The following is a 12,282-nucleotide window of genomic DNA, read 5'->3' on the forward strand; positions in this document are numbered from 1 at the left end:
AGGGGGCCTGTTAGGGGCTGCGCCCCTCCTCGGCCCCCTCTGCACTCCCCCCGGAGCACCCCCTGAGGTTATCAGCTTCCACAAAAATGCGAGGGCAACGCGGCCATAGCTGCGGGAGCTTCCTTCACTCGCTGCACTCGTTCAGGTGATCTCCCTCCGCGCCGCGTAAATGCCATAGCCCGCTTTTGCTTTGGATGATTTTCCGTTTCAGCCGGATACCATTAATACAGTTACTGGTTCAGATGCTGGCTTTGTATCATTTTTATTAACTTGTGGGCGTTCGGTGATCACGGAACTGTTAGGTCTATAACTTTTTGTCCACTGTTTTTTGAAATACGTAGACGAAAAAAAGCTCTTTGGATGACCATGCATAGTCCAGATAACAAAAGAAGCGCTTTCTTCACTTTTACTTTACTTTCGGTAAATCTGTGCCCCATTTAACCATAATCAGACGAACACCTCGCGAGTTGTAAAGATATTCCTCGTCATCAGAAGCTGGTCGTGAAGTCGCCTTCCTTAGACTCGCCGGAGCGTAGCGGAGGCGATGGTTAGTGTTGGGCGAATTTGCAAAATACGGTTTTTGCGGCCTGACAAGGAAAAATCCAGTTTCTAAGCGCAGCGTACTTGTGTACGTGAGCATTAAAAACTGGATTTTGACGCAGTCAGGTCAGAAAAGTCGGGTTTGCGTAAATCAGCCTGACAGGCTCCCCTATATCCCTAGGGTGCGGTTTTATATTCCTACGCCATCTCTTCAACCACTCCCGCAGCCAGCACGCGGCCTTCTTCGTCATAAACCGCTGCCACTTGTCCGGGAGCCGTAGGAAACTGCGGTTCAGCCAGCATAATGCGCAGACACGCATCCTCTACCTGCACACTCGCGGGGCAGGGGCGCTGCCGATGCCGCAGCCGTACAAGCAACCTGTCAGGCCAAAGATGCGGCGGCAATGCGATATTGGCTGGCCCTGTCACGCAGGTGCGTATGCCCAGCAAAGCACGCGGCCCAACCACAAGGCTGTTGGTCGCGCTATCCTTGGTCAGCACAAAAAGCGGCTCAGTATGGGCAATGCCAAGGCCCTTGCGCTGCCCCTCCGTATAGCGCCACAGCCCTTTGTGTCGGGCTATTTCGCGCCTGTTGCCCGCAGCGTCCTGCAATAGCACTGGCCCCGGCCCCGGTGCGATGGTGCCCGCCGCCTGCCAGTGCCGCTCCAGAAATGGACGGTAGGCCTCGGCGGCAGACACGCCAGCCTGCGCTACGGGCGGGGCAAAACAGATGTCCTGGCTCTCGGACGGCAGGGGAACTGCCAGCCCGGCTGCCGCCACAATGGCGCGGGTTTGCTCCTTGTTCTGCCCGTAAAGCGGAAACAGGGCGTGGCTCAGCCGTTGACGCGGCACAAGGCTGAGAAAATAGCTCTGATCCTTGGCGGCATCCGCAGCGGCGGCAAGCAGGGGATAGGTTTCGGAAGTTTCATCTTCGCCCGCAGTTGCTGGCGAACCCGGGCCGGGAACAAGGCGGGCATAATGTCCTGTGGCAAGTTTGTCCGCACCGAGAGCCAGGGCGGTGTCGAGCAGCACGCCAAACTTTATGGCTCGGTTGCAGTATGAGCAGGGGTTGGGTGTGCGCCCCTGCGCATAGGCTGCGGCAAAGGGGGTCAGCACTTCGCGTTGAAAGGCCTCGCGCAGGTCGGCCACATGCAGGGGAACCCCAAGAGTGGCGCAGGCTTCGGCCAGCCCTGCGGGGGCAACGGTTGGGCCGTCCGGCAAAAAAAGACCGTGCAGGGCCAAAACGCGAAAGCCCGCGTTGTGCAGCATAACCACTGCGCACAGGCTGTCCACGCCGCCGCTCACGGCAACGGCTACAGTAGGGCTATATATATGAGGGGCGTTCATGGGCTTGGTCACTCCCTTGTTGTTGTCGCCGTGGAGGGCGTAGCTGTTGACGCAGCACATAAGGGATGGCGGGAAAGAGGGAGTGGGGGAGGCATGACAGGAGGGAACCCTTGCGGGCAAAGGCCCCTCCTGCCCAAAAGCGTACTACAGAATCTGATTCAGGAACTGCCGCAGGCGCGGATGGCGGGGGGCAGTGAAAAGCATTTCAGGCTTGCCCATTTCCACAATCTGGCCCTGATCCATAAAGATGAGGCGGTCGGCGACCGTGCGCGCAAAGCCCATTTCGTGGGTTACGCAAACCATTGTCATGCCTTCTTCTGCCAGCTTCACCATAACGTCCAGCACTTCGCCCACCATTTCGGGGTCAAGAGCTGATGTGGGTTCATCAAAGAGCATGATGGAGGGCTGCATGGCCAGGGCGCGCGCAATGGCAACACGCTGCTGCTGCCCACCCGAAAGCATGGCAGGGTACACATTGGCCTTGTCGCTGATGCCGACCTTTTTGAGAAGACCCAGGGCGCGGGCGTCAGCCTCCTCGCGCGAGAGCTTGCGCAGGTGGCGCGGGGCAAGAGTGAGGTTTTCCAGTACCGTCTTGTGCGGGAAAAGATTGAACTGCTGAAAAACCATGCCCAGATTCTGGCGCATCTCGTTGATGTTGTTCTCATCGCTCTGGATATCCTGCCCCTGAACAATGATGCTGCCCTGGTCGATCTGTTCCAGCCTGTTGATGGAACGCAACAGGGTAGACTTGCCGGAGCCGGAAGGGCCGATAATAACCACACGTTCGCCGGGTGCGATATCCAGGCTCACATCCTGCAAGGCAGGCAGCGAACCAAAGTACTTCCAGACGTGATTGATGGAGATAATGGGGGCGGCGCTATTTTCCGTCATAGTAGTTCAGCCTGGATTCCATGATGCTCACAGCCTTGGAGAGCACAAGGGTGATAATGAGATAAATGATTGCCACCATGGTGTAGGTCTCAAAATACAGGTAGGTGGTGCCCACAAAGCTGCGCGCGCGTTGCATGATGTCCGGCACTGCCATGATGGATACAAGCGAGGTATCCTTGAGCATGGCGATGCATTCGTTGCCCACGGGGGGCAGAATGGTGCGCATGGCCTGGGGCAGCACCACAAGGCGCATGGTCTGATAGCGGTTGAAGCCCAGTGAACGCGCGGCTTCTGTCTGGCCCTTGTTGATGGCCGTGATGCCCGCACGGAACACTTCGCCCATGTAGGCGCCGTAGCAAAAACTGATGGCAACCACCGCAGAGGTGACGCCGCTCACCTGCACAAAGCGCGAGAGGGCGTAGTAGATGTAAAAAATCTGCACCAGCAGGGGGATGCCGCGTATCACTTCCACATAGGTGGAAGCGATGAGATTTATGAGGCGGTTGTCTGAAATGCGACCAAGACCTGTGAGCAAGCCAAGCGGCACTGCACAGCAGATGGAAAGCATGGTGATCTTGAATGTGATCAGTATGCCGTCCGGCAGGTAAAGCAGAATGCGCAGGTATGGCTCGGGCCAGAGCGTGCAGAGCGTGAACAGGGTGCCGAGCGCGCCCACAAGGGCGATAGACCATGCGTTTATCAGGCGCCATTCACGCGGGTCGGGGATGGACGCGCCATCCGTGACCATAATGATGTTGCCTTTGCTTCCATCTTTTTTATCGTGCATCGCAGTCCTTCATGACAAGGCGTTTGAGGCTGGCGGCAGGCAACGGCTGGGCCGTGCCGGGATGCCGCGGGTTATAACGGGCTGGCCCTGTGGTGTAAGGCATTGCCCTGGTTTATGCAATGGCTTCCGGACAAAAGTCCGGAAGCCACCAAAATATCACGAAAAAAGGCAAATTACTTGGAAGCGCCCATCCACTTCTGGAGCAACTGGGCTTCCACGCCGGAGGCTTTCACGTCCTTGATGCCCTTGTTCAGCTTTTCCACCAGGTCCTTGCGGCCCTTGCGCACGGTAAAGCCGTAGTATTCCTTTTCTTCTGTCTTGAAGGAAATGTTCAGCTTGCCGGCGGTGTCGGCCTTTTTGTTGACGTAGTAGAGCGCAACCGGATCATCGCAGATAACGGCGTCAAGGCGGCCGCCCAGCATGTCCTGAATGGCAAGGCCCACATCGTCGTATTCCTTGAGGTCAACAGTCACGCCAGCCTTGCGGATAACAAACACGCCGGTGGTGCCGATCTGGCCGCCGACCTTCTTGCCCTTGAGGTCAGCCAGGCTCTTGATGCTCTTGCCAGCGGGCAGCACTACGGCCTGGGCAACTTCATAATAAGGATCAGAGAAGTCAAACTGCTTCTGGCGTTCTTCGGTGATAGTGGTGGCGGCAGCCACGATGTCGTACTGTCCGGTGGCTACGCCGCCGAAAATGCCGTCCCAGGCGATGTTGCGCACATCAACCTCAAAACCGGCGGCCTTGCCAACGGCAGTGATGAAGTCCACATCAAAGCCAATGGGCTGCTTGTTGGCGTCCAGCATTTCCATGGGGGGCCAGGTGCAGTCGGTGGCCACAATGAATTTTTCAGCAGCCATGGCCTGGCCGCACAAAAGGGAAACGGCAACCAGGGCCAGCAACAGACGACGGATCATGTCCACTCCTTAAAATACGGCGGGGCGCCCAGGACAAGCCCGAACGCCCCGCGAAAACGGAACGTTAGTTGGATTTACCAAGCCACTTTTCAGCAATTTTGCGGTCTTCGCCAGAAGCCTTCACAGCGGCAATGCCCTTGTTCAGCTTTTCCACCAGGTCTTTGCGGCCCTTGCGGACGGTGAAGCCATAGTATTCCTTTTCGTCGGCCTTGAACGAAATGTTCAGCTTGCCGGCGGTGTCAGGCTTTTTGTTCACATAGTACATGGCAACCGGATCATCGCAGATAACGGCGTCAAGACGGCCGCCCACGAGATCCTGAATGGCCAGGCCCACATCGTCATATTCCTTGATATCCGCGTTGACATTGGCCTTGCGCATAACAAAGATGCCGGTGGTGCCGATCTGGCCGCCGACCTTCTTGCCCTTGAGGTCGGCCAGGGTCTTGATGCTCTTGCCAGCGGGCAGCACCACGGCCTGAACTACTTCATAGTAAGGAGCGGAGAAGTCAAACTGCTTTTCACGCTCGGGGGTAATGGTCACCGAGGAAGCCACGATGTCGTACTGTCCGGTGGCCACACCGCCAAAAATGCCGTCCCACGCGATGTTGCGCACTTCAACCTCAAAGCCTGCGGCTTTGCCCATGGCGCGGAGGTAGTCAGTGGAGAAGCCTTCAGGCTGCTTGTTGGCGTCCAGCATTTCCATGGGGGGCCATGTGCAGTCGCTGGCCACAATGAATTTTTCGGCGGCAGCCGCCGGCCCGCAGAGCAGGGCAAGGGTAATCAGGGCAAGAATAACACGGCGAAACATAGGACCTCCTAACCAGGTTTCATGATTCAGGCCCGCCGCTGTATGCGTCATGGGGGACGCCTGCGCCGTAATCATGTGGCCGTAATCACTGAAAACGGCTACAGGCTGCGGCGGTCCGTGGTTCGCCGGTAAGCGCGGGGTGCACCAGTAGAGCGGGCTACCAACCAGAAAAGAGCGTCTCACTTTTTAGCGTTGGCGGCTCCCGGCGTCAAGCGCTTCGGGCCGTTGGGGCGACAGTTTGCGGGTATTTACCACGCATTTCCGGGGGCTGGGCCTTCGTCTTCGTCGTCAGGGTTTTTTTCGGGGGCGGAAGGCGCTGCGTGCGCGGTGCGGGCAATGGGGGGTGTGGGCACTACAGCAATGGGCTGGTCGTCCACTTCATCGGCGCGCTCGTCGCGCAGGGCCTGCTGCAAAAACCAGTCTTCGCGGATGCGCCAGGATGCCGCAGCCGTGTACGCGGGTGAAGAATAGCCCACAGAAAGCACCAAGGTGCGGCGGGCATGTTCCTGCAAGCGGATGAGCAGGGGGGTAAAGTCCGCATCGCCGGAAAGAATGATGAATTCGTCAAAGTGGGTGGAGTGGGAGAGGTCGTCCATGCAGTCCATCACCAGATGGATATCGGTGCTGGTCTTGCCGCGGGTGGTCAGCGGCGGGCAGTCCACCACCTGAAATGCGCTGCGGATGAAGGGGTTACGGTATTCCTGATAGCGTTGGGGGTTCAGGTAGCACATGCGCTTGAGGATGCGGCGGCGCACGCCTTCGCCGTAAAGAATGCGCAGCGCATGGTTTTCAATCCAGCGCACCCACCGGTATGGAACAGAGCCAAAGGCCCTGGCCGCCTCGGGGTCAATTTCAAGAAAGCGGGTGTAAATATTGTCGAAGTCAACGTAAAGTGCACTGAATACTTCGTCAAAACCGGTAAATCTGGCCATATTATACCTCAATGGTGAAATAATTTATCGCAAAAGTATATTTTGCCTGTTTCCCTAATGCAAGGACTTTACTGCTACTTGAATTTATGCCCGCCAACGGATACATCTTGCGCCATAATCTGTATCCAAACAAAGGGCGCATGAGCTGTGCTGAATATATTTAATGAAGCAAAAAAACGGGGTTTGCACGTACGGGAGCGCCTGCTTTGCGCACTGCGCAATCCGTCTGATGTGCAGTGGAGCCGTTGCCTTTTCTGGTCGTTCTGGATTTCGCTGGCCTCCTTTCCCATAGGGTACGGCGCGCGTGAGGTCTTGCCAGTCATCTGCTTTATTTTTCTGTTGCTCTTTTATCGCTACAACTGGACAGAAAGCGTTTTGCACAGGCTTGATGCGCGCCCGCTTTTTTATTGCCTGTGGGGCATGATCGGCATTGGCGTGTTTTTTTCAGAGAACATATGGACTTCGCTTCTTCACGCGGGCACAGGCATTAACAAGGGTTTTATTCTGCCGTTCATCGGCATGGAATGCGTGCGGAGCGAAAAAGACCTGCGCCGCCTTGTGTGGGCCTGCGTGCTGGCCTGCTTCTGGGAAGGGCTGGATGGCCTGCATCAGGCGCTGACCGGCACGGATTTCATCATGGGCTACGCCCTTAATGCGGGCAGGCTCACGGGGAGCCTCGGCGATTATACTGTGGGCAACTACATAGCCCTGGCGCTCATTCCTGCCTTTTCCCTCTGGTTTATCCTGCGCCGTGCCCTCTCGCCTGCGGCTTCGGCCCTGCTGTGGTTTGCAACGCTCTGGCCCGCGTTTTTTTTGCTGATTGGCGCAAGCAGCCGTAGCGGCGCGCTGGCCGTGGCTGTTTCCTTTGGTTTGTGGGTTCTGCTGCGCGGAGGCCGTGGACGCTTCAAACTGGCCGTGGGCTCGCTGGGCATTCTGCTGGCTGTGCTCGTGCTACAGGGGCGGGCCGGGCTGGGTGCGGTGGAGAGCGATGGCCGCTGGAGCCTGTGGCATCTGGCATGGCAGGTGTTTTGCGAGCATCCCTGGCTGGGAGCCGGTGCGGGCCGTTATAATGAGGCCTTCCGCGCGCTCGGCCTTACGCCTGAAAAAGACGTTATCACCATCAGCCATCCGCACAACCTTTATCTGGATATGCTGTACGCGCATGGTATTGTTGGCTTTGTGCTGGGCATGATTTTTCTGCTGGGCTTCATATGGTGGGGCTACAAGCGTATACGCCCGCGCCTGCTGGCAGAGCTTGAAAGCAAAAGCCCCAGCAACTACTGGCGTATGACCGCCTGGTTCTGGATCGGTTTTGGCGGCTGGCTGGTCAACGGCATCTTTGGGCATGATTTTTACCGCATCTGGTGGCTGGGGCTTGCCATGAGCCACCTTGGGGTCATGATCGGGGCTGTGGTCAACGGGCAGGATGCCGCACCCGAAGACCTGGCCGAGCAGGCGCGTCAGGATGAAGCCGCAGCGGTGAGCAAAACATTTTTTTAAACAACCGCATACGAGCAAAAGATAATGCGGTTACGCGCACAGGATGCGCGTAACCGCAAAACTTTTTTACAATCCTTGTGGGGAAGCCTTACTGATCGGTAAAGTCTTCCGCGCTGGTCTGCTGCCCGCCATGAGAGCGCAGCATTTCGAGCGCCTGCTCCTTGGTGAGCACGCGGCCCACGCACCGGGCGTGCTGGCGCTTGTTTTCAGGACAATAGCCCATCTGCACGCAGCTTGGGCCTGCACCGGCAAAGAGGTCGGGCGCGGCCTTGCGGCAAAGGCGCAGCATCTGCCACGCCAGATGCCGTATTTCGTGCTGGGCATTGCGGCAGCAGCGGATGGCAAACCAGTCGAGCAGGGCGTGGGCATTCATGCCGATGATGGCCTTGAATTCCGTGGCCTGAGGCTTCAGGTAGCGCAAATCTTCTTCTGGCAGGCCCGCGTCAAGGCCAGCATCATACCACTGCCGTGAAATGTCAGCCAGATCGTGCCCGCTGAGGGTTGCCGTGTGCCCGTCGGGCAGGGTCACCTGCGCGGAAAATTCGGCCACGCTGCGCGGATACACCACGGAATAACGGCGTTTGCCGCCCAGTTCCGCCCGTCCGGATTTTATGAGGTACGAGGCCAGCCGCTTGCGCACAAGCTGGGTTTCGGTAACGCGCGAATAACCCTCAACGCCAAAGAGAAAAAAGTCGAATTCAAGCGCGGCCCGGTGGCCGGAATCGAGAATATTCTGCACGATCTGGCGCGAGTAGGGCGAGGCCACAATTTCTTCCAGATCGCGCTCGCTGCGCACAAATCGGGCGGCGATATCCGTGTAGATTTTTCCGCCGCCTGCCAGCAGCACAACCTTGCCGTTGCCAGTGTATTTTTCGTCAAGCATGGATCTCCGCCTCACATCTAGAGCATTTGACACTTGAAATGCCCGCTTACGGCAGGCAAAGCCTGCCTGCGTTCATTTCGTGGCAAGGATTTTCAGGAAAATCCTTGCAGAGCAGTTAACGCATTTCATGGGTTAGCTGCTCTCAGGTCTGTAAACAGAGGCAGACTATAGGGCAAAGCACCTCTGCGGGCAAGGTTGCGGGCCGCGCCGCGCAAAGCGCGGATAAACCGAAAAAGGCCCGCCCTGAGCGGGTATTTGGGGCGGCATCTTGACATGGCGCGGGCAACACGCCAGAGTGACGGAGTTTTTTGAGATGCCGCCGCCGGATGCCCTTTCATAGGCTGAAACCAGCGCAGGCCGCAGATATTTGCAGAAACCCAGCATGAAGAAGGAGATCGCATGAGCCAGCATTCCGCCCCTTACGGCATTCCTGACAGCAAGGGCTTTTTTGGGGCCTATGGCGGGCAGTTCGTACCCGAGCCTCTCAAGGCACGTCTGGACGAAGTGGCTGAAGCCATGAAGGCCGCCGAGGCGGATCGGTCCTTCCAGAAAGAGCTGGATTATCTTTGCTCCCACTACACGGGGCGGCCCAATCCGGTATTCCACTGCGCCAACCTGAGCCGTCACCTTGGCGGCGCGCAGATATGGCTCAAGCGCGAAGACCTCAACCATCTGGGCGCGCACAAGATCAACAATACTCTTGGGCAGTGCCTGCTGGCAAAGCGCATGGGCAAAAAGCGCGTTATTGCGGAAACCGGCGCAGGCCAGCACGGTGTCGCCACAGCGGCCACAGCGGCCCTGATGGGGCTGGAATGCACCATCTGCATGGGTGAAGTGGATATTGAACGCCAGCACCTCAATGTCATCCGCATGGAGATGCTCGGCTCGCGCGTGGTGGCTGCCAAGAGTGGTCAGCGCACCCTCAAGGAAGCCGTGGACGAAGCTCTGGGCATGTGGATTGAAGATCCGGAAATGTTCTATGTGCTCGGCTCTGCCGTTGGCCCCCATCCATACCCCTATATGGTGCGCGTTTTTCAGTCCGTGGTGGGGCGCGAGGCCCGAGCCCAGATGCTGGCCGAAACTGGCCGCCTGCCCGATGCCTGCCTTGGTTGCGTGGGCGGCGGTTCCAACGCCATTGGCCTGTTCGCGGGCTTTCTTGACGATGCGGACGTGCGCCTTTTGGGCGTGGAACCTGGCGGTCGCGGCAACAGCTACGGCGAACATGCCGCATCCCTCTGCCTGGGCGAACCCGGCGTCATGCACGGTTTCAACTCCTACATGATTAAGGATCCTGCGGGCGAGGCGGGCGAAGTGTATTCCATCTCTGCCGGGCTTGATTATCCCTCTGTGGGGCCGGAGCATGCCCTGCTCAAGGATATGGGCCGCGCCGAATACGTCAGCGTGACGGACAGGGAAGCCCTGGACGCATTTTTTGCCCTTTCGCGGCATGAAGGCATCATCCCGGCGCTGGAATCTTCCCACGCGCTGGCCCATGCCATGAAGATGGCCCCCGCCATGCCTGTGGACGGTATCTTGCTGGTGAACCTCTCTGGCCGTGGCGACAAGGACGTGGCCCAGGTGGCCGAAATGATGCAGAAGGGTCTGATTTAGGGCAATTCTTTAAATTGCTCTGGCGGCTGCGCGAGCAAGCGCCCGCCAGTTTTTCAGGAGGAGCGCGGGGGATGGAAGCCTTTTGGCTTTTTCCCCCGCACTTGCTTTTTTTCTTTAACTCACCATTCTTTTGTCATGCAGAAGCCCGAATCATCCAGCATTCCCCTTACTCCCGGCGTTTACCTATACAAGGACGCCAAGGGCCGCATTATCTATGTGGGCAAGGCGCGCGTGCTGCGCCGCCGGGTGCTCTCCTATTTTCGGCCAGAAGGCCTGCCCGCCAAAACGCGGGCCATGCTTTCGCATGCCGAGAGCATCGAGTACCTGACCACGACCACGGAAAAAGAGGCCCTGCTGCTGGAAGCCAGTTGCATCAAAAAGCACAGGCCGCACTACAACATCGTGCTGCGCGACGACAAGCAGTACGTGCTTTTTCGCATCAATCCCAAGCATCCCTTTCCCCGGCTGGAAATCGTGCGGCAGGCGCGGCGGGACGGCGCGCGCTATTTCGGCCCGTTCACGTCTGCTCTGGCGGCGCGCGAAACGTGGAAGCTCATCCACCGCGCCTTTGCCCTGCGGCGCTGCACCGACAAGGCCATGAAAAACCGTGTGCGCCCCTGCCTGTATCATTTTATGGGGCAATGCCCGGCGCCCTGCATGGGCATGGTGACATCGCAGGAATACAACGAAAACGTGCGCAAGGTGACGGATCTGCTCCAGGGGCGCTCTGCCGAGCTGCTTGGCGGGCTGCGCGCCGCCATGGAACAGGCCGCCGAAGAACTGGAATTTGAAAGGGCCGCCAGCCTGCGCGACCAGATCCGCGCTGTGGAAAGCACGGTTGAACGGCAGGCCGCCGTGCTGCCCGGCGGCGGCGACATGGACGTGGTGGGCCTGTTTTCTGCGGACAAGGGGCTGGCGCTGGGGCTTATCTTTGTGCGCAACGGGGCCGTGACGGACGGACGGGCTTTTTACTGGTCGGGCCTGACTTTTGAAGACGCGCCGGAGCTTTTGTGGTCGTTCATGGGGCAGTATTACAGCCAGGCCACGCCGCCCCCGCGCATCCTGCTGCCATGGATCCCCGCCGATCAGGAAGAGGAGCAGGGGGAAGAGGGCGAGAAGGCGGCAGCCGAAACCGGGCAGGCAGCCGAAAGCGGCGCATCAACCCGCGAGACTCTGGAGCAGACTCTTGCCGATCGCCGGGGCGGAGCCGTGCGCATTGTGCCGCCGCAAAATGCGGGCGACAACCAGCTCATAGACCTTGCGCAGTCCAACGCGCGGGAGGAAGCCCGCCGTCAGGAACAGAAAACTGATCAGAATATTCTGGAGCGTCTGGCAAAAGCTTTGCACCTGCCCGGCCCGCCCATGCGCATTGAATGCGTGGACGTGTCCCACACCGGCGGGCAACAGACCCGCGTGGGCATGGTTGTTTTTGAGGACGGCAAGCCCGAACGTTCGCAGTACCGGGCCTATGCCATGCCCGACAGCGGGGATGACTACGCCACCCTGTATGCCTGGGTGGCGCGCAGGCTTGAGAGCGGCCCGCCGTGGCCGGATTTGCTGCTCATAGACGGCGGGCGCGGGCAGCTCGGCTCCGTGCAGCGCGCCCTGCGCGAGGCAGGGCAGGAAGACCTTTTCGCCCTTGCGGCCATTGCCAAGGCCAGGGATGAAGAGGGGCATGCCGACCGTCGCGCTGGCAATGTGGCTGACAGAATTTTTGTGCCCAACCGCGCAAATCCGCTGCCCCTGCGCGAGGGCGGCCCGGAACTGCTGTTTTTGCAGAACGTGCGCGACAACACCCACCGTTTTGCCATTGGCCGACACCGCAGGGCGCGGCAGGGAGCAGCACTGTCTGGCGAGCTGATGCGCTTGCCGGGTATAGGCCCTGCCACGGCGCGTTTGTTGTGGGACAACTTTGGCAGCGTTGAGGCCATGCGGGCCGCAGGGGTGGAGGATTTGTGCAAGATTCCCGGCATCGGCCCCGCCAAGGCCGCTCTGCTGCGCGAAAAGCTGCGCGGTCTGGACTGATTGCCGCCGTGCGTCACTGACGACTGCTCACAAAAAAAGCC

General features: G+C 58.8%; 10 protein-coding genes. 3 read left to right on the forward strand and 7 right to left on the reverse strand.

The annotated features are described in order from the left end of the window. Positions 1 to 738: 738 nt before the first annotated feature. From NE637_RS13815 to NE637_RS13840, 6 genes are all read right to left on the reverse strand, one after another. The gene (locus NE637_RS13815; RefSeq protein WP_306666376.1) at positions 739 to 2,007 is read right to left on the reverse strand and encodes an MnmA/TRMU family protein; all 1,269 of its coding nucleotides are present in this window, start codon (positions 2,005 to 2,007) and stop codon (positions 739 to 741) included. Between the two features lie 24 nt (positions 2,008 to 2,031). Next, on the reverse strand, positions 2,032 to 2,778 hold the full coding sequence (locus NE637_RS13820; RefSeq protein ID WP_022659603.1) for an amino acid ABC transporter ATP-binding protein: 747 nt from the start codon (positions 2,776 to 2,778) through the stop codon (positions 2,032 to 2,034). Continuing rightward, on the reverse strand, positions 2,765 to 3,565 hold the full coding sequence (locus NE637_RS13825) for an amino acid ABC transporter permease (RefSeq protein ID WP_192113380.1): 801 nt from the start codon (positions 3,563 to 3,565) through the stop codon (positions 2,765 to 2,767). The genes NE637_RS13820 and NE637_RS13825 overlap by 14 nt, the downstream gene beginning before the upstream one ends. Before the next feature lie 173 nt (positions 3,566 to 3,738). Further along, positions 3,739 to 4,482 carry a basic amino acid ABC transporter substrate-binding protein gene (locus tag NE637_RS13830; protein ID WP_227119241.1) on the reverse strand — a complete coding sequence of 248 codons (744 nt, stop codon included), beginning with the start codon at positions 4,480 to 4,482 and terminating at the stop codon, positions 3,739 to 3,741. Positions 4,483 to 4,546: 64 nt separating this feature from the next. After that, positions 4,547 to 5,290: a basic amino acid ABC transporter substrate-binding protein gene (locus NE637_RS13835; RefSeq protein ID WP_215648050.1), complete on the reverse strand. Its 744-nt coding sequence runs from the start codon at positions 5,288 to 5,290 to the stop codon at positions 4,547 to 4,549. Positions 5,291 to 5,538: 248 nt separating this feature from the next. After that, positions 5,539 to 6,222, reverse strand: a complete 684-nt coding sequence (locus tag NE637_RS13840; RefSeq protein ID WP_192113383.1) for an NYN domain-containing protein — start codon at positions 6,220 to 6,222, stop codon at positions 5,539 to 5,541. Between the two features lie 183 nt (positions 6,223 to 6,405). Between NE637_RS13840 and NE637_RS13845 the strand changes: the two genes are divergently transcribed. Then, positions 6,406 to 7,722, forward strand: coding sequence for an O-antigen ligase family protein (locus NE637_RS13845; protein ID WP_227119242.1), 1,317 nt, complete (start codon positions 6,406 to 6,408; stop codon positions 7,720 to 7,722). A gap of 88 nt (positions 7,723 to 7,810) precedes the next feature. Here the strand turns inward: NE637_RS13845 and thyX are convergent, their stop codons facing one another. Then, a complete protein-coding gene (gene thyX, locus NE637_RS13850) occupies positions 7,811 to 8,605 on the reverse strand; it encodes an FAD-dependent thymidylate synthase (RefSeq protein ID WP_192113385.1) in 795 nt (264 codons plus the stop codon). A 399-nt stretch (positions 8,606 to 9,004) separates the two neighbouring features. On the opposite strand from thyX, the gene trpB reads away from it, so the two are divergent. Further along, positions 9,005 to 10,216, forward strand: coding sequence for a tryptophan synthase subunit beta (gene trpB, locus NE637_RS13855; RefSeq protein WP_227119243.1), 1,212 nt, complete (start codon positions 9,005 to 9,007; stop codon positions 10,214 to 10,216). A gap of 135 nt (positions 10,217 to 10,351) precedes the next feature. Further along, positions 10,352 to 12,241 carry an excinuclease ABC subunit UvrC gene (uvrC, locus tag NE637_RS13860; RefSeq protein ID WP_192113387.1) on the forward strand — a complete coding sequence of 630 codons (1,890 nt, stop codon included), beginning with the start codon at positions 10,352 to 10,354 and terminating at the stop codon, positions 12,239 to 12,241. Positions 12,242 to 12,282 lie beyond the last annotated feature (41 nt).

The organism is Desulfovibrio desulfuricans, from assembly GCF_024460775.1.
GTDB lineage: Bacteria > Desulfobacterota > Desulfovibrionia > Desulfovibrionales > Desulfovibrionaceae > Desulfovibrio > Desulfovibrio desulfuricans_E.

Coding starts and splice junctions, on each gene's coding strand:
- NE637_RS13835 (WP_215648050.1), bottom strand. CDS start 5,290: ATGTTTCGCCGTGTTATTCTTGCCCTGATTACCCTTGCCCTGCTCTGC.
- NE637_RS13840 (WP_192113383.1), bottom strand. CDS start 6,222: ATGGCCAGATTTACCGGTTTTGACGAAGTATTCAGTGCACTTTACGTT.
- NE637_RS13830 (WP_227119241.1), bottom strand. CDS start 4,482: ATGATCCGTCGTCTGTTGCTGGCCCTGGTTGCCGTTTCCCTTTTGTGC.
- uvrC (WP_192113387.1), top strand. CDS start 10,352: ATGCAGAAGCCCGAATCATCCAGCATTCCCCTTACTCCCGGCGTTTAC.
- NE637_RS13820 (WP_022659603.1), bottom strand. CDS start 2,778: ATGACGGAAAATAGCGCCGCCCCCATTATCTCCATCAATCACGTCTGG.
- thyX (WP_192113385.1), bottom strand. CDS start 8,605: ATGCTTGACGAAAAATACACTGGCAACGGCAAGGTTGTGCTGCTGGCA.
- NE637_RS13825 (WP_192113380.1), bottom strand. CDS start 3,565: ATGCACGATAAAAAAGATGGAAGCAAAGGCAACATCATTATGGTCACG.
- trpB (WP_227119243.1), top strand. CDS start 9,005: ATGAGCCAGCATTCCGCCCCTTACGGCATTCCTGACAGCAAGGGCTTT.